We start from the raw sequence: 17308 nt of genomic DNA, 5'->3' as shown, positions 1-17308 counted from the left end.
CCCGTACCCGGGCGGCCTCGGATGAAGCGGAGCGCAGGATGTCTTGGGACAACAGGGTCGTCTGGTCGGAAGGGCTGTTCCTCCGGCCGCAGCATTTCCAGCAGAGCGACCGCTATGTCGAAAAGCTCGTCCGCAGCCGCACGGCCGCCTTGCGCGGCTATGGCTGGGGCGTCACCGAGCTGCGGCTGAACCGCGAGCTGCTCAGCCTCGGCAAGATCGCGATCGAGGCGGCCCGCGGCGTGATGGAGGACGGCACGCCGTTCAGCATCCCCGACGATGCCGACCAGCCGACCCCCTATGAGGTGCCAGAGCATCTGCGGGATTCGCTGATCCACCTGGCCGTGCCGCTGTACCAGCCCGGCGCGGTCGAGACCGATGGGCGCGCCGCGACCGACGTGCCGATCCGCTTCGCGGTGGCGGACCAGGACCTGGTCGACACCAATGCCGGCGAGCGCGACGGCGCCTCGATCGAGGTGGCGCGGCTGCGCTTCCAGCTGCTGCCGGACGGCGCGGACCGGGCCGGCTTCTCCTGCCTGCCGATCGCCCGGCTGGTCGAGGTCCGGGCCGACCGGCAGGTCGTGCTCGACGACACGCACATCCCGCCGACCATGGATTGCGCCGGCTCCCGCATTCTCGCCAACTTCATCACCGAGATCACCGGCCTGCTGCATCATCGTGGCGAGGCCCTGGCCGCCCGGGTGTCGCAATCGGGCACCCGCGGCGTGGCCGAGATCGCCGATTTCCTGCTGCTGCAGGCGATCAACCGCTACGAGCCCTACTTCTCCCATCTCTCCGGCGCCGCGGTGGTGCATCCGGAGGCCCTGTACGGCCTGATGGTCCAGCTCGCCGGCGAGCTGGCGACCTATGCCAGGACCGAGAAGCGGCCGCCGGCCTTCGGCGGCTACAAGCACGAGGATCTCGCGCTCAGCTTCCGGCCGGTGATCCAGTCGATCCGGGCGTCGCTCAGCGCCGTGTTGGAGCAGACCGCGGTGCCGGTGCCGCTCAGGCAGCACAAATACGGCGTCCACATCGCCGAGGTCGCCGACCGCTCGCTGTTCACGACCGCGACCTTCGTCCTGGCGGCCCGCGCCGATGTCGAGGTCGACCGGCTGCGCCGCGAGTTCCCGACCCAGATCAAGATCGGCCCGGCCGAGAAGATCAAGGAGCTCGTCAACGTCGCGCTGCCGGGGATCATCATCAACCCGCTGCCGGTGGCCCCGCGGCAGATCCCCTTCCATGTCGGCGTCACCTATTTCGAGGTCGATCAGCAGAGCCCGTTCTGGAAAGACATGCGCCATTCCGGCGGCCTGGCGCTGCACGTCGCCGGGGACTTCCCGAACCTCGAAATGGCGCTCTGGGCCATCCGTGGCCAGTAGCAACCCGCAACCGACCAGGTGTCCCCCATGGCCCTCGTCCTACGCGTAGACAGCCCGGAGTCCAGCCTGCCCGAGACCGTCGGATCCGACGGCCTGGTCGAGGCGGACTCCGCGCTGACCATCGGCCGGGCCGACGACAACGGCCTGGTCCTGCGCGACGCGCAGCAGACCATCTCCAAGCATCACTGCTCGATCGAGCCGGCGGAGGGCCGCTTCGTCCTGATCGACCGCAGCCGCAACGGCACCTTCCTGAACGACGAGTCGGAGGCGCTGCCGCGCGAGGTGCCGGTGGCGCTCAAGGCCGGCGACGTCATCCAGATCGGCAGCTACCGGATCGACGTCATCGCGGCGCCGGGCTCGACGCCGGCCGTGGTCGAGACCGACGAGCCGGAGCGCACCGCGCCTCCGGCGGAGGAGCTGAGCTTCCTCGGCACGGTCCAGATGGGCCCCTCGCTCGGCGGCGGCATCACCAGCCGGCGCGACGAGCCGCTGCTCGGCGAGATCGACGGCGACCTGCTGCCGGCGCCGGGCTTCGGCCCGCCGCGGGAGCCGCCGGCGGATGACTGGTCGGCCGTCCGCAAGCCGACTGCCTCCTATGCCGACCATGTGCCGGGGCACGCCGTCGTCTTCGTGCAGCCCAGGTCCGGCGTCGAGGCGATCCCCGACGACTGGGACATCATGGCGGAGCTCGGCGGGGCGCCGGCGGCAAAACCCGCTCCGGCCTTCACCCGGGTCGACATCGTCACCCCCCCGGACGACGACGACATCCTCGAGGCCCCGCCGCCACAGCCGGAGGCGCGGCAGGATCCGCCGCCCCGGCCGGTGGCGGATCAGCCGGCCGGCCCCGGCGGCGACGGCGATCGCGCCGTGGCCGCCTTCCTCGCCGCCTGCGGCCTGTCGCCGGCGGATGTCGGCGCGGTCGACCTCACGACCATGATGGACCGGGCGGGGCGGATGCTGCTGCATTCCGTTGCCGGGCTGCACGGCATCCTCTCCGCCCGCCAGCTGGCCAAGCAGGAATTCGGCCTCGAGCGCACGATGATCGAGCGCTCCGGCAACAATCCGCTCAAGTTCACGCTGGACGCGAAGGAGGCGATGCACGCGCTCCTCTGCGTCGAGATCCCGGGCTTCATCCGCGGCGATGCCGCGGTCGAGCAGGCCTTCTCCGACATCAGGGCGCATGAGGTCGCGATGCTCGCGGCGCTGCAGGAAGCCCTGCACAGCGTCTGCGACCGCCTGTCGCCGGCCTCGGTCGAGACTGCGGTCGGGCAGGCCGGCTGGCACTGGCCCGGCACCAAGAAGGCCCGGGGCTGGGACGCGTACCGGCGGATCTTCGACGACGTGGTCTCCGGCCTCGAGAACGACGCGCTCCGGATCTTCGGCGCCGACTTCGCGCGCGCCTATCGCGCCGAAACCGCCCGCCCGCGGGGACCGCAGCACAGGGACGCACCCGGCGGCGTCCGTCCGCAAGGAGAAGGACAGGATGGCGATGTCGACTGAAGAAACCGTCCTGCTGCCGCGGGGCCCCGCCCGCCCCAATCCGGGCGGGCGGCTGACCCTGGTGCCCCCGCCGCCGTCCCAGGCCTCGCCGGCCGAGCGATTCTGGGAGGCGCTGGCGCTCGACCGGCTCGGCCCGCTGGTCGCGGCCGCGGCGGCGCTCCTCGGCCTCTGCGCCCAGCTCAAGAACAGCAGCAGCCATCCCGATGTCGAGGGGCTGCGCCTCCGCGTCCTGCGCGAGATCGACGCCTTCGAGCGCCGGGTCACGCCGCTGGGCCTGGCACCACGGGCGATCAAGGCCAGCAAATACGCGCTCTGCGCCACGATCGACGACATCGTCCTGAACACGCCCTGGGGCAGCCGCAGCGTCTGGACCACGCGCAGCATGGTCGGGTCGCTGTTCAGCGAGACCTGGGGCGGCGACCGGTTCTTCGACCTGCTGGCGCAGCTGAAGAAGGACCCGGGCGTCAATGTCGACCTGCTGGAGCTGCTCTACTACTGCATGAGCCTGGGCTTCGAGGGCCGGTTCCGGATCGCGCCCCGCGGCGCCTCCGAGCTCAGCGTGCTGCGCGAGGATGTCTACCGCCTGATCCGGGCGGCCCGCGGCGAGTTCGAGCGCGACATCTCCCCCCACTGGCGGGGTGTGACCGCCGCCCGCAAGCTGCTGCGCAGCATCGTTCCGGCCTGGGTCGTCGCCGCCGCCGGCGTGGCGATGCTGCTGCTGCTCTATGCCGGGCTGCTGTTCGCGCTGAATGGCCGCTCCGATCTGGTCTTCGATCAACTCGCCGCGCTGCCGCCGACCGGCGCGGTCAGCCTGGCGCGGGTGGCGCCGCCGCCGGTGATCGTGATGCGCGGCGACCGGCTGCGGCGCTTCCTCGAGCCCGAGATCCGCGAAGGGCTGGTCACGGTGGCCGAGGACGCCGCGCAGATCGTCGTCACCATCCGCGGCGCCGGCATGTTCGACTCCGCCAGCCCGACGGTGAAGAGCCAGTTCGAGCCGCTGCTGCGGCGGATCGGCGAGGCGCTGAACGACCAGCCGGGCGCGGTGCTGCTGACCGGGCACACGGATTCCGCGCCGATCCGGTCGCTGGCCTTTCCGTCGAACTATCACCTGTCGGTCGCCCGCGCCAAATCGGTCGGCGAGATCATCAAATCGAAGATGAACGAGCCCGGACGCGTGCGGGAAGAGGGCCGGGGCAGCACCGAGCCGGTGGCGTCGAACGACACGCCGGAGGGCCGCCAGCAGAATCGCCGGACCGAAATCATCATCAGCAAGACGACGAATAGTTGAGGGGACGGACGGCCATGCAGTCCATCAAGAGTGCGCTCCGGTCGAAATGGCTCTATGTCGGCCTCGGCACCGGGATCGTCTGTGCCCTGATCTTCACGCTCGGGCCGCTGATCTCGATCGCGGGCTTCGCCCCGCTGGACAACATCGGCAGCCAGATCGTGGCGTCGATGCTGATCCCGGTCGGGTACACCGTGACCTACATGATCCAGTCGCATTTCCAGAGCCTCGTCCAATCGCGGGTCTCGAATGCGCTGACGGGGATCGGGCAGACGGACGAGGCCGGCGCCGCGGACTCCCAGCGGACCGGCGGGCGGGACGGCTCCGCCGCCGCGGGCAAGGAGCTGGAGACGATCTCCGGCCGCTTCCGCGAGGCCCTGGGCACGCTGAAGGGGCGCCGCTTCGCCGGGGCCAGCGGCCGGCGCTGGCTGTACCAGCTGCCCTGGTACGTCATGATCGGCCCGCCGGGCTCGGGCAAGACCACCGCCATCGTCAATTCCGGGCTCAGCTTCCCGCTGGCCGAGAAGTTCGGCCGCAAGGCGGTCGGCGGGGTCGGCGGCACGCGCAACTGCGACTGGTGGTTCACCGACGACGCGGTGCTGATCGACACCGCCGGCCGCTACATGACCCAGGACAGCGACGCTGAGCAGGACAAGGCGGCCTGGCTGGGCTTCCTCCGGCTGCTCAAGCGCAATCGGCGGCGCCAGCCCTTGAATGGCGTGCTGGTGGCGATCGGCATCAGCGAGCTGACCTCGACCTCCGAGGAGGCGCGCCTAGACCATGCCGCCCGCATCCGCCAACGCGTGCTCGAGCTCTACCGCGAGCTCGGCCTGCGGCTGCCGGTCTATGTGATGCTGACCAAGAGCGACCTGCTCGCCGGCTTCGTCGAGTTCTTCGACGATCTCGGCCGCGAGGGGCGGGAGGCCGTCTGGGGCTTCACCTTCGCGCATGAGCCGGAGCGCGAGGGCGGCTCGATGGAGGCCTATGAGGCGGAGTACGACGCGCTGGTCGGCCGCCTGGGCGAGCGGCTCTTGGAGCGGATGCAGCAGGAGAGCGACATCCAGCGCCGCGCCCTGGTGTTCGGCTTCCCGCAGCAGGTGGCCAGCCTGAAGCACCTGACCCATCAGTTCATGCAGGAGGCCTTCGCCCCGAACTCCTTCGAGGAGCCGATCATGCTCCGCGGCGTCTATTTCGTCAGCGGAACCCAGGTCGGCACGCCGCTGGACCGCGTGGTCGAGGCGATGTCGCGGACCTTCGACGTCGCCCGGCCGCCGCGCCCCAGCTTCGGCGGGCAGAAGCGCAGCTACTTCATCAGCCGGCTGCTGCGCGAGGTGGTGTTCGCCGAAGCCGGGCTGGTCAATGCCGACCCCCGCGCCGAACGGCGCCGGCGGCGGCTGCAATACGGCCTCTATGCCGGGATCGCGGCGGTGGTGGCCGCGGCCGGCATCCTGTGGACGGTCAGCTACGGCCGCAATGTCGATCTGATCGAGAACGTCCGGCTGACCGCCAGCAGCTACGCCGCGGAGGCCAACACCCTGAAGCTCGACCGGGTCGACAGCGCCGATCTGCGGCCGGTTGTGCCGCTGCTGCAGAAGCTCCGCGAGATCCCGACCGGCTATGCCGAAGGCGACGCGGCGCCCGACCGCCTCGCCGGCTTCGGCCTCGACCAGAGCGACAAGCTCGGGGTGCAGACGCGGGCGGCCTACCGCCACGCCCTCAACAGCCTGCTGCTGCCGCGCCTGATCCTGCGGCTGGAGACCGTGCTGGCGGAGCGGCAGGACGACCCGCCGTTCCTCTACGAGGCGCTGAAGGTCTATCTGATGCTGGGGCAGCAGGGCCCGCTACAGCCCGATGTCGTCCGCAGCTGGATGGCGCTCGACTGGGGCGTGCAGTTTCCCGGCGACGCCGATGCCGGGCTGCGCCGCGCGCTGGCCGGCCATCTCGACGCCCTGCTGGAAGGCCCGCTGTCGAATATCGGGCTGAACGCCGATCTGATCGAGAAGACCCGCGCCAAGCTCCAGGGCGTCTCGCTCGCCCGCCGGGTGCTCGACGCCGTGGTGGCCAGCCCCGAGGCGGGGCGTGAGCCGAGCTGGCGCCTGGTCGACCATGCCGGGCCGGTGGCCGAGGGCGTGCTGGCCCGCCGGTCCGGCCAGCCGCTCAGCGCCGGCATCCCCGGCATCTACACCAGCGCCGGCTTCTACGACGCCGTCCTGCCGCTGCTGCCGCAGGTGGCCGACGCCGTCGCCGCCGATGGCTGGGTGCTGGACCCGCAGGCGGCCGCGGCCCCGGCCGGCAGCGATGCCAGCCTGAAGCTGCAGCGCGAGGCGGCGGCGCTCTATGCCCAGGAATTCGCGCTGCGCTGGGACCAGATGATCGGCGACGTCGCCATCCGGCCGATGCGGACGGTCGACGATTCGCTGCGCACCCTGAACACGCTGGCCGCGCCGACCTCGCCGATCCGCCTGCTGCTGGTCGCGGCGGCGCAGGAGACCAAGCTGGAGCGGCCGCCGGCGCCCGACGACGCCGCGCCGGCCGGCGACGGCGCCGCCCAGCCGGGCAAGGTGCCGCCGAGCAAGCTCGAAGCGCTGTTCCGGTCGCAGTCGGCCGTGGACACGCCCGAGGGGATCGCCCGGCGCTACCTGAACGACCACTTCCAGTCGCTGCATCAGCTGGTCGACGTGCCGCCGAACAGCCAGGCCGACGCCCAGGCGCCGATCGACAGCGCCATCCGCGACCTCGGCGGCCTGTACCGCTCGCTCAGCGAGATGCAGGGGCTGGGCGGCGGGGGCTCGCTGCAGAAGGGCGACCAGGCGGCCGTCGCCATCCGCCAGATCGAGGCCGGGGCGTCCAACCTGCCGGAGCCGATCCGGCAATGGATCCTCGGCGTCAGCCGGACCAGCTCGGACCTGTCGATCACCGGTGCCAAGCGCCAGCTGACCAGCGTCTGGTCCAGCGGCCCCGGCGCGCTGTGCCAGCGGGCGACCGAGGGGCGCTACCCGTTCAGCCCCGGCTCCGCCCAGGACGTCCCGCTCAACGACTTCGCCCGGCTGTTCGGCCGCAACGGCGCGATCGACAGCTTCTTCGCCGAGAACCTGGCCCCCTTCGTCGACGTGTCGGAAGGGTCGTGGAAGGTGCGGCCGACCGGGAATGTCGACTTCCGGCTCGACCGCGGCACCCTGGCCCAGTTCCAGCGCGCGGCGGCGATCCGCGACAGCATGTTCCAGGATGCCGGGGCGCAGCCCTCGGTCGGCTTCGTGCTCACCGTCGCCGAGACCGACCCGTCGACCGAGACGGTGGTGGTCGACATCGACGGCCAGCGGCTGGAGCACCGGCGGGGCGCGTCCTCGGCGATGCATTTCCGCTGGCCGGCGACCGGCGGCGTCGGCGGCGCCTCGGTCACCTTCACCGGCGACCGGGACGCGACCCTGTCCAGGACCGGCGCCTGGGGCCTGTTCCGCCTGCTGGACCAGGCGGACACGCGGCGCCTCGGCGGCTCCGACCGGCTCCAGCTGCGGCTGGCGGCGGGCACCCATTGGGCGACCTTCATGCTCCAGGCCGACAGCGTGATGAACCCGCTGTCCGGCAAGCTGCTGGCGCAGTTCCGATGCCCGCAGGATCTGTGAGCGCCCGCCTCCCGGCCGGGATCGCGGCCGAGCGGCCCTGCGGCTTCTACGGCAAGCTGCCGGCCCGCGCCGATTTCGTCGGCGCCGGGCTGCGGCCCGAGACCGTCGGTCGCTGGGATGCCTGGCTGCAGCAGTCGCTCGCCGCCGGCGAGGCCGCGATCGGCGCCGACTGGGCGGAGCTGTTCTTCGTCGCGCCGCTGTGGCGCTTCATCCTGCCCGCCGGCGCCTGTGGCCGGTTCACGCTGATCGGAGTGCTGATGCCGAGCGTCGACGCGGTCGGCCGCTGCTTCCCGCTGATGCTGGGGCAGGAGATCGAGCGGCCGGTCGACCCGGTCGGCCTGATGGCGGGCAGCGGCCCCTGGTTCGCTGCCGCCGAGGCCCTGGCGCTCGACGCCCTGGCCGAGGGCTTCGACCTCGCCGAGTTCGGCCGCGGCCTGCCGCCCTGGTCGGTCGTCCGGGGGGCCTCGGTCCCACGGTCCCCGATCCGCGAGGCCGGGGCCGGCACCTGGGTTGAGCTGCCGATCGCCTCGGCGGCGCCGGCCGCGGTCGCGGCGCTGGCCGGGCGCGGGGCCCTGTGGTGGACCACCGGTGCCCGGCATCTGCCGCCGGGCGTGGCGGTCAGCGCCGGCCTGGTGGCGCCGGACGGCTTCGCGGCCCTGGTCGACGGCCGCTGGGCGCGGCACGGCTGGTCGGTCCGGCCGACGGCCCGGGGCGCAGCCGAAGACGACGAATGGGACCGTGAAGGGTGACTGGCGAACTCGCCCATCCCTCGTGCGCCGTTCCATGCACTTCAACCATCAAGCATCTCGAATGGAGATAGACCATGGCTAGGAAGCACAATTCCAATACCGCGCAGCAATATCTGAACCTGATCGATCAAACAAAAGCAAAGCCTGATCTGGAGATCTGCTTTGCCGTCGGCACCATCGGTACAGGCAAAAGCGAAAGAGTTGTTGTTCTTTTCGCCAATAAAAGTATCAGTAGTCTACCTAATAGCCTAAAGATTATGGACTATAAGGAAAAGAAAGACAAAGATTATCAGGAAGCCAAGAACTTTTCGTTGATGCGGAAAGGCACGGGTCGACTGAACGGCCAGGGCAAATTTGTCGTCAGGCTTGCACGGGGAGGGAACGCTGGGTTTACGACAGTCGAAAAGAAAATAAAGGAATATTTCAAAGATATTGGAAAGAGAGGCGCATTTCCCGATATGGAGCTGCAGCAGGATGCTGGTGAGCTCACTGAGGAAGAGATCAATGCTTTCGAGATAAGGGCAGAGAAAAACGATAAATACTTTACTGGCGGGGAGAAGGATGGATCCGGGCAGCAGGCCACTGCGGCTGAATCGCCGGCGGCCGGCGAAACGGGCGAGGCGGATTCGGATACGGAATCGGTGGTCTTCACGCCCACGGCCAGCGAGGCCGGGGATGACGACGTCCCCGAAGAGGATCCGATGGAGGGCGTGGAGGATTCGAACAGCGAGGATAAGGAAGGGGACGACAAGCCCCTCTCGGACGAGTTGAAACAGGGTATCGCCACCGCGTCGTCGACGATCGCCGGCCACGCCATCAGCCTGAGCCGGCAGATCGGCGCGGGGCAGAAGGCCGAGCTGGGGCCGCTGACCGACAAGATCACGGCCTGGCTCGAGGACATGCTGGCCGCCCTGCTGCCGGAAGAGCGGGAGATGGCCCTGCACAACTTCACCAGCCGGCTGCTGCTGATGCTGGCCTACCCCGAGAATCTGCGGAACCTGCAGTATGTGGACGCGACCCCGGCGGCCGCGGACGGCGAGCAAGACAAGCCCGGCCGCGAGAAGCTCCTGGTGAACGGGGTCGATCTCGACAACGTCTCGACCGAAGACCTGACCCAGGAGGAGGTGACGCAGAGCCTGTTCAAGCTGGCCAAGGCCGAGGCCATGAAGCGCCAGCTGCCCTATCCGCTGAATCAGGCCAGCCCCGACCGGATCGCGGGCATGGTGGTGTCGGGTTGGCCCAGGGCGGAGGATGACGCGGCCGGCAAGCGCAAGGCGGAGGATGTCGCGGCCGACAAGCGCAAGGCCGTGCAGCGCCTGGTTGCCGTCATCCAGCAGATGTTCCTGAAGGACGACTCGCTCATCGGCCTGCTCGGCTTCAAGAAGACGGAGACGGCCAAGGGCGACGACCTCGTCACCAGCCTGGTCGAAAGCATCAAGGAGGTGTGGGAGGCGCACCGCAACGCCGCCATCAAGCAGAAGGACGAGGTGAAGCGCAGGGTCAACCAGATCGTCAAGGTCGAGGCCCTCGGCGGCACCTGGCGGCATGTCGACGACATCTTCCTGCAGATCGACGGCGAGATCTCCGACCAACTCGCCGCCATCATCGGGCAGGAGGGCGAGGCCAGGTCGAAGGCGATCGAGGCCGTAGCGGACACGGTGCGGACGAATCTCGGCTATCTCGACGGCAACAACATCGTCGATCTGCTCGACGACCCGCCGTTCGACGTCGGCCAGGGTGCCGTCGGCGAGACCCTGCGGGAAGGGCTCTCCGGTGTCAGCGACGGCCTGAAGCGGATCGAGGCGTCCAGCGTCGCGGCCGCGGCCTAGACCCTCGCCGGGCCGGTCTCCGCGCCCCGGAGGCCGGCCCGGGATCGATCGGGGGAAGCAGCGGAAAATGCTTCGTACCACCGAGCCCAGGAAAAAATCGTCATTGCGAGCGCAGCGAAGCAACCCAGGGCCGTTTGGCGTGGCCCTGGATTGCTTCGTCGGCTTCGCCTCCTCGCAATGACGGCTCTTTTGGAGGGGAGAGCCGGATCGCGAACGAGCCGCTGTCAGGCGTCCGCGAGATGCGCGAGGACGACGAGGGTGACGTTGTCGGGGGCGCCGCGCGCCAGCGCCAGCTCCAGCAGCGCGGCCGACGCCTCCGCGCAGGGCAGGGCGGCCAGGCGATCCGCGATCTCGGCGTCGCCGACGACGTTGCTCAGGCCGTCGCTGCACAGCAGATAGACGTCGCCGGGCCGGCTGTCGCCCTGCACCATGTCGAGCTCGAGCGGCCCCGAGGCGCCGACCGCGCGGGTGATCACATTGGCGCCGGGATGGCGGCGGCCCTGCTCGGGCGTCAGGCTGCCACTGTCGATCAGGCGCTGGACATAGGAATGATCGCGGGTGAGCTGCCGCAGCATCCCGTCGCGCAGCCGGTACAGCCGGCTGTCCCCCGCCCACAGGCAGGTGTAGCGGCCATCCCGGACGACCAGCACGACGACCGTCGCGCCGATCACCGCGCCATCGCCGAGGCTGGCGGCCTCGGCCAGCAGCGCCCGGTGGGCCGCGGTGAGCCGCGCGCGGATTTCCTCGATCGGGGTGTGGCCCTGCGCCAGGGCGTCCATCACCGTGCGGCTGGCGTGGTCGCCCCGCAGATGGCCGCCCATGCCGTCGGCGACGGCCCAGAGCCCCTGCTCGGGCCGCAGGAGGAACGCGTCCTCATTGTGCCGGCGGACGGCCCCGGCATCGGTTTTCGCCGCCCAGTCGTATCGATGCTCGACCATGCGGCTACCGGGCCGGAGGGGCCTTGCTGTCTCTCCGCAACCGTTCCTCCCGTTCCGCCTGTGTGCGCGCCATGGACTCATCCTAGGCGGCCACCAGGCGGAATCTCTTCATACGAAAGTGGTATGGTGGTATGTCTCCGGGCGGCATGGCACCTCCGGCGGATGAGGCAGTATTTACAATGCTTTTGCCGCTCACAGTCATGCTCAATCGCGTGGAGACAGATCTGACCGAACTCGCGGGCGAGGTTACGCGGTGAAACGTATTCTCGTGGTCGATGACGATCCGGCGATGCGCGACGTGATCTGTGAATACCTCGAACGCCATGATTTCGAGGTCCGGCCCGCCGCATCCGGCGCGGCGATGACGCGAATCCTGGCCACCGAGGAGATCGACCTGATCATCCTCGACCTGAAGCTGGGGCAGGAGGACGGGATGGATCTGATGCGGGGCCTGCGCACCAGCTCGGACGCGCCCGTGATCCTGATCACCGGCCATCGGCTGGAGGAGATGGATCGGGTCATCGGGCTCGAACTGGGTGCCGACGACTATCTGACCAAGCCGCTGGCCCTGCGCGAGCTGGTGGCCCGGGTCCGCACCGTCCTCCGGCGCCTGGAATCGGCGGGGGAGCGGGCGCGCCGGCGGGAGAGCCGGGCGCGCTACCGCTTCGACGGGTGGGAGCTCGATGTCGCCCGGCGGCGCCTGACGTCCCCGGCCGGCGCCGAGATCAGCCTCACCTCCGGCGAGTTCAATCTACTGACCGCCTTCGTCCGGTCGCCGCAGCGGGTGATGACCCGGGAGCAGCTGCTGGTCACCAGCCGGGTGCACGACGCCGAGGTGTTCGACCGCAGCGTCGACGTGCTGGTCCTGCGCCTGCGCCGCAAGCTCGAGGCCAATCCCAGCGACCCGGCCCTGATCAAGACCGAGCGTGGCATCGGCTACGTCTTCGCCCCCGCCGTGGAGTCGCTGTGATGCGCGCCGTCTCGCGGGCGTTGGCCTGGGGTATGGCCGCCGGGCTCGCGGTCCTGGTGTTCGGCGCGGCGTTGGGGCAGGGCGTCGACCCCGCCCGGGAGGAGCCGATCTCGCCGATCGAACCGGACCGGACCCTGGACCCGGCGAAGGTCGCGCTGGGCAAGGCGCTGTTCTCGGACGTCCGGCTGTCCGGCGGCGATGTCCGTTCCTGCGCCTCCTGTCACGAATTCAATCGCGGCGGGGCCGACGGCCTCGCCCATTCCACGGGCGCCAACGGGGAGCTGGAGCCGTTCAACACGCCGACCGTGTTCAACGTCTCCGGCGATTTCCGCCTGAACTGGCGCGGCAACCACCGGGTGCTGGAGGCGCATAACGAGGCGGTGCTGCTGGAACCCCGGCTGATGAATGCCCGCTGGCCCGACGTGCTGGCGAAGCTGAACAAGGATTCCGGCTATCGCAGCGCCTTCGAATCGGCCTATGGCGACGGTCCCAACCGCGACTCCGTGCTCGATGCGCTCGCCACCTTCCAGCGGTCGCTGTCGACGCCCAACGCCCGGTTCGACCGCTACCTGCGCGGCGACGCCACGGCGATCACGGCGGACGAGAAGCGCGGCTACGAGCTGTTCAAGGCCTATGGCTGCATCGCCTGCCACCAGGGCCGGAACGTCGGCGGCAACCTGTTCCAGAAATTCGGCATCTTCTCCGACCCGTTTTCGGGCCGGTCGGATGACGACATCGCGGATCAGGGCCGCTTCGCCATCACCGGCCGCGAGGCGGACCGCCGGGTGTTCCGCGTGCCCAGCCTGCGCAACGTCGCGCTGACGGCGCCCTATTTCCACGACGGCAGCGCTGACACGCTCGATGCGGCCGTGGCGATCATGGCCCAGGCCCAGCTCGGCCGCACCATGCCGCAGGAGGACCGCGACCTGATCATCCAGTTCCTGGGCACGCTGACCGGCGAATACGAGGGCAGGCCGCTGTCGCAGATCACCGCCGCCGAGGCCCGATGAGAACGCTGGGCGCCGCGCTGCTGGCCCTGCTGCTGGCGCTGACCTATCTGCTGGTCCACGGCGCCACGCCCGATTCGGCGCAGCATGAACGCACGCTGGACGCGCTGCGTTCGATCGACCTCAACAACGCGGCGCTGCAGCGCGACGTGCTGCGGTCCCGCACCGGGCTGCTGCGCACCTACGACCCCCTGGTGCAGTCCGTGGCGGCGCTGCGGCAGGCGGCGACCAGCCTGAAGACCGCCGGGGACATCGCCGACGGCGACGCGCGCACCGCCATCGACCAGGACGTGGCGCAGCTGACCGCGGGGGTCGACGGCCAGGAGGGGCTGGTCGACGACTTCAAATCCAGCAACGCGATGCTGCAGAACTCGCTCAGCTTCTTCAACCACACGGCCCGGCAGCTCGATCAGGCGGAGGGTCTGCGGCAGACCGCCCTGGGGTCCGAGATCGGCAGCCTGGCCAGCGCCATGCTGCTGTTCGCCGCCGACCCCAGGAGCGAGATGGCGGCCGAGCTGTCGGCCGCGCTCGACCGGCTGCGCAGCCTGGACGTCCCGGCCGCCGCGGCCCCGGGTGTCGACGCCCTGGTCACGCATGGGCATCTGATCCTCGCCACCCTGCCGATCGTGGATGGTCTCGTCCTCCGCCTGCAGGCCGCGCCGATCGTGGCGCAGGCTCAGGAGATCAAGCAGGCCTATTTCTCCGCCTATGGCCGGGCCGCGACGCGGGCCCTGTATTTCCGCCTCCTGCTCTATGCCGTGGCGGTCGGCCTGGGGGCCTATGTCTGCTACCTGTTCCTGCGGCTGCGGGCCAATGCGAGGGCGCTGGAGAAGCGCCTCGCCCTGGAAAACCTGATCGCCACGATCTCGACCGACTTCATCAACCTGCCCCGGACCAGCCTCGACGACGGCATCGAACAGGGTCTGGCGCGGCTGGCCGAGCAGATGCTGTTCGACCGGGCCCATATCTTCGTCTGGGGCTTGGACACCGCGCCTCGCGAGTACTCGTGGTCGCAGGCCCAGGTGCCGAACACGGCCGACACCGGCCGGATGCTGCTCGACCTGGCGAATGACTGGCCGATCTCGGCCGGGACCGATGACGGGACGATCCATGTCCCGTCCGTCGTCGCGCTGCCGGACGGTCCGATCAAGGACCGCCTGGCGCTGCTGGGCCTGCGCTCCTGGCTGTCCATCCCCCTGGGCAAGGCCGGCCACCGCTCGGGCGTGCTGATGTTCGAGGGCGTGACGGCCGAGAAGCGCTGGTCCATCGGCGATGTCGCCCTGCTGCGCACCGCTGCCGAAAGCTTCGCCAACGCGATCGAGCGCGAGCGCAGCGAGGTCCAGCGCGAGGCGCTGCAGACCCAGCTGGCCCAGTCGCAGCGGCTCGAATCGCTCGGCGCCCTGGCCGGCGGCATCGCCCATGAGTTCAACAACATCCTGGGCGCGATCCTCGGCTATGGCGAGCTGGCCTTGTCGACGCTGACGCGCACCGGCTCGACCCAGCAATATGTCAAGCAGATCATGACCGCAGGGACGCGGGCGCAGTCGGTGATCGACCAGATCCTGGCCTTCAGCCGCCGCCGCGAACGCCGCTATCGCGCCATCCACCCAGAGCCCGTGGTCGCCGAGGCGCTGGAGCTGCTGCGCGCCTCCCTGCCGCCGTCGATCGCCCTCCATCGAAGGTTCTCGGCCGGGGACGCAGCGATCCTCGGCGACGTCACCGAGCTGCAGCAGATCGTCATGAATCTGTGCACCAACGCGTCGCACGCCATGGCCGGGCAAGGCCGGATCGAGATCGGCCTCGACCTGGCCCGCATGCCATCGGACGCGGTGCTGTCGCACGGGCCCCTGGGGGCCGGCGACTATGTGCGCCTCAGCGTGACCGATTCCGGCCACGGCATCGACGCGGCCGTGATGAAGCGGATCTTCGAGCCCTTCTTCACCACCAAGGCGGTGGGCAGTGGCACCGGCCTCGGCCTGCCGACGGTGTACGGCATCGTCACCGGGCAGGGCGGCGCCATGAATGTCGAGAGCAGGCCCGGCGCCGGCAGCACCTTCGAGGCCTACCTGCCCCTGACCGAGGAGCCGGTGGTGGATGAGGAGGAGATCGCCGAGGCCTCGGCCTTGTGGGGGCGCGGCGAGACCATCCTCGTGGTCGACGACGAGACGCCGCTGGTGCTGCTGCTGGAGGAGATGCTGGCCGCCCTGCGCTACGAGCCGGTCGGCTTCGACAGCAGCGCCGCCGCCCTGGCCGCCTTCCGCGCCGATCCCGACCGCTTCGACCTGGTCCTGACCGACGCGCTGATGCCGGAGGTGACCGGGATCGAGCTGGCCGCCGAGCTGCATCGCCTTCGCCCCGGCCTGCCGATCCTGATGATGACCGGCCATTTCGGCGGCCTCGATGCCGCCGAGATCGAGGCGGCCGGGATCCTCAAGGTCCTCCGCAAGCCGCTGCGGTCGCGGCTGCTGGCGGAAAGCCTGTCCTCGTGCCTGGCGCCCGCGGACAGCGAGCACGTCTGAGGCGGCCGGGCCGGTCGTCCCGGCCCGGCATGATCTGCAGAGCGAGTCAGGATGCCTCGGCGGGCTGGTGGCTGCCCTGGACCGCCGCCAGCGCCGCCGCGGCGATCTCGCCGCGCAGCCAGCTGTGGTCCGGATCGCGGTGGCGCCGCTCGTGCCAGATCAGCGCGACCTCGTAGGGCGGCAACTCCAGCGGCGGCTCGACCACTGCCAGCGGCATCATGGCGGCGATGCGGGTGGCGACGCGGTGCGGCACGGTCAGCACCAGGTCGGTTTCCGCGATCATCGCCGGCGCCGTCAGCATGTTGGGCACCAGCATCGGGTCGCGGTCCGGCAGGTCCAGCTTGGCCAGCCCGTCATAGACCTGGCCGAAGCCGTCCTCGGAGCCCGAGGCGATCACGGCATGGCGCAGGGTCGAGAAGCGCTCGATCGTCCACTCCTGCGCCAGCGCCGGGTGGTCCTGTCGCAGCAGGCAGGCGAACCGGTCGGAGTACAGGCTGCGCCGGAAATAGCCGGGCGGGGTGTCGCCGATCTGCCCGACGGCGAGGTCGATCTCGCCCAGCTCCAGCCGCCGCAGCGCGCCGGCCAGGAGCGGATCGGTGACGACGTCGAGCAGGGGTGCACGCTCGCGCAGCCGCGGCAGCAGGCGCGGCAGCAGCACCAGCGCCTGGTGGTCGGGCATCGCCATCGTCGCCTTCGACCGCCATTCGCCTGGGGCGAAGCTGCGGGTCGTCACCATCTCGCGGATCGAGTCCAGCACCGACGGCAGCGCTGCGGCGAGGCGCTCGCCGCGCGGCGTCGGCGCCAGGCCGGTCGAGGTGCGGACCAGGATCTCGTCGTTGAACATGCCGCGCAGCCTGGCCAGCGCCCGGCTCATCGCCGGCTGGCTCTGGCCGACATGCTGGGCGGCATGGGTGACGTTGCGGAATTGCAGCAGCGCTTCCAGCGCCACCAGGAGGTTCAGGTCGACCGAGGCGAGGTTCGGCATCGGCCGTTGCGGTGCGGCCTGGCGGCTGCCGACGATCAGGGCCGGGTGCGGCCGCTCCATCGAGGTCTTCCGGGTGAAAGCGAGTTCGGACATGGTTCTCCCCTCTCGCAGGAGAGGCCCGTGGGGACGGGCGCTCCTGTGACGGAACAGACGGGTCGTGGTGATGCCTGTCCGGCAGTGGCCCGCCGGTCGGCTCGTGCTGATGTCGCCGGACCGGGTGGCCCCCGATCCGGGCCGGTGTGAACCACCGGCTGCAGGAGCCAAGTGTCGTCAGCCGCGTTAATTGCGGATTTCAGAACCGGTCGAAATCGTTACAGATGAAATCCGGCGCCCCCGGCTGTTCCCTTGGGAACAGATGCGCCGCCGGGACGGCCGGGCGCCGAGGCCTGGATGCTGAGCATCTTCGCATTGCCTCTCCCGCTGGACGCGGGAGAGGTCGGGCTCGCGCAGCGAGACCGGGTGAGGGCGGGTCCCGGCCTCGACGAAATCCCCTCACCCGGGGCCGCGTGGGGGCGGCGCGCCGGCCC

The 17308-nt window shown here is 70.2% G+C and carries 11 protein-coding genes; 9 read left to right on the top strand and 2 right to left on the bottom strand.

Features of this window, described 5'->3' with window-relative positions:
- Positions 1-38: 38 nt before the first annotated feature.
- From tssK to AAHM41_RS15815, 6 genes are all read left to right on the top strand, one after another.
- A complete protein-coding gene (gene tssK, locus AAHM41_RS15840) occupies positions 39-1376 on the top strand; it encodes a type VI secretion system baseplate subunit TssK (protein ID WP_342237524.1) in 1338 nt (445 codons plus the stop codon).
- 27 nt (positions 1377-1403) lie between these two features.
- Positions 1404-2876 (top strand): type VI secretion system-associated FHA domain protein TagH, encoded by a 1473-nt coding sequence (gene tagH / locus AAHM41_RS15835; RefSeq protein ID WP_342237523.1) that lies wholly within the window; start codon positions 1404-1406, stop codon positions 2874-2876.
- Entirely contained in the window at positions 2866-4164 is a 1299-nt protein-coding gene (icmH, locus tag AAHM41_RS15830) for a type IVB secretion system protein IcmH/DotU (RefSeq protein ID WP_342237522.1), read from the top strand. The genes tagH and icmH overlap by 11 nt, the downstream gene beginning before the upstream one ends.
- A gap of 14 nt (positions 4165-4178) precedes the next feature.
- A complete protein-coding gene (tssM, locus tag AAHM41_RS15825) occupies positions 4179-7784 on the top strand; it encodes a type VI secretion system membrane subunit TssM (RefSeq protein ID WP_342237521.1) in 3606 nt (1201 codons plus the stop codon).
- Complete coding sequence (tagF, locus tag AAHM41_RS15820) at positions 7781-8533, top strand: type VI secretion system-associated protein TagF (RefSeq protein WP_342237520.1); 753 nt, start codon at positions 7781-7783, stop codon at positions 8531-8533. Before tssM ends, tagF begins: the two co-directional genes overlap by 4 nt.
- Before the next feature lie 74 nt (positions 8534-8607).
- The gene (locus AAHM41_RS15815) at positions 8608-10362 is read left to right on the top strand and encodes a hypothetical protein (RefSeq protein WP_342237519.1); all 1755 of its coding nucleotides are present in this window, start codon (positions 8608-8610) and stop codon (positions 10360-10362) included.
- Positions 10363-10586: 224 nt separating this feature from the next.
- Here the strand turns inward: AAHM41_RS15815 and AAHM41_RS15810 are convergent, their stop codons facing one another.
- Complete coding sequence (locus AAHM41_RS15810) at positions 10587-11300, bottom strand: PP2C family protein-serine/threonine phosphatase (protein ID WP_342237518.1); 714 nt, start codon at positions 11298-11300, stop codon at positions 10587-10589.
- Positions 11301-11553: 253 nt separating this feature from the next.
- Here AAHM41_RS15810 and AAHM41_RS15805 point away from each other — a divergent pair, with 253 nt between their 5' ends.
- The 3 genes from AAHM41_RS15805 to AAHM41_RS15795 are packed head-to-tail and all read left to right on the top strand — an operon-like array spanning position 11554 to position 15796.
- On the top strand, positions 11554-12270 hold the full coding sequence (locus tag AAHM41_RS15805; protein ID WP_342237517.1) for a response regulator: 717 nt from the start codon (positions 11554-11556) through the stop codon (positions 12268-12270).
- The gene (locus AAHM41_RS15800) at positions 12270-13280 is read left to right on the top strand and encodes a cytochrome-c peroxidase (RefSeq protein WP_342237516.1); all 1011 of its coding nucleotides are present in this window, start codon (positions 12270-12272) and stop codon (positions 13278-13280) included. The genes AAHM41_RS15805 and AAHM41_RS15800 overlap by 1 nt, the downstream gene beginning before the upstream one ends.
- The gene (locus AAHM41_RS15795) at positions 13277-15796 is read left to right on the top strand and encodes a two-component system VirA-like sensor kinase (protein ID WP_342237515.1); all 2520 of its coding nucleotides are present in this window, start codon (positions 13277-13279) and stop codon (positions 15794-15796) included. Before AAHM41_RS15800 ends, AAHM41_RS15795 begins: the two co-directional genes overlap by 4 nt.
- Positions 15797-15842: 46 nt before the next feature.
- On the opposite strand, the gene AAHM41_RS15790 is transcribed toward AAHM41_RS15795, so the two are convergent.
- The gene (locus tag AAHM41_RS15790; protein ID WP_342237514.1) at positions 15843-16874 is read right to left on the bottom strand and encodes a LysR family transcriptional regulator; all 1032 of its coding nucleotides are present in this window, start codon (positions 16872-16874) and stop codon (positions 15843-15845) included.
- Positions 16875-17308: the final 434 nt, after the last annotated feature.

The organism is Inquilinus sp. OTU3971 (assembly GCF_038440215.1).
Note: the sequence above shows the minus strand (reverse complement) of the source record. Positions and strands in the feature narration are given on the sequence as shown.

What these genes read in the sequence shown, in the direction of transcription:
- tssK (WP_342237524.1), top strand. Translation starts at nt 39, where the DNA reads ATGTCTTGGGACAACAGGGTCGTCTGGTCGGAAGGGCTGTTCCTCCGG.
- tagH (WP_342237523.1), top strand. Translation starts at nt 1,404, where the DNA reads ATGGCCCTCGTCCTACGCGTAGACAGCCCGGAGTCCAGCCTGCCCGAG.
- icmH (WP_342237522.1), top strand. Translation starts at nt 2,866, where the DNA reads ATGTCGACTGAAGAAACCGTCCTGCTGCCGCGGGGCCCCGCCCGCCCC.
- tssM (WP_342237521.1), top strand. Translation starts at nt 4,179, where the DNA reads ATGCAGTCCATCAAGAGTGCGCTCCGGTCGAAATGGCTCTATGTCGGC.
- AAHM41_RS15815 (WP_342237519.1), top strand. Translation starts at nt 8,608, where the DNA reads ATGGCTAGGAAGCACAATTCCAATACCGCGCAGCAATATCTGAACCTG.
- AAHM41_RS15810 (WP_342237518.1), bottom strand. Translation starts at nt 11,300, where the DNA reads ATGGTCGAGCATCGATACGACTGGGCGGCGAAAACCGATGCCGGGGCC.
- AAHM41_RS15800 (WP_342237516.1), top strand. Translation starts at nt 12,270, where the DNA reads ATGCGCGCCGTCTCGCGGGCGTTGGCCTGGGGTATGGCCGCCGGGCTC.
- AAHM41_RS15795 (WP_342237515.1), top strand. Translation starts at nt 13,277, where the DNA reads ATGAGAACGCTGGGCGCCGCGCTGCTGGCCCTGCTGCTGGCGCTGACC.
- AAHM41_RS15790 (WP_342237514.1), bottom strand. Translation starts at nt 16,874, where the DNA reads ATGTCCGAACTCGCTTTCACCCGGAAGACCTCGATGGAGCGGCCGCAC.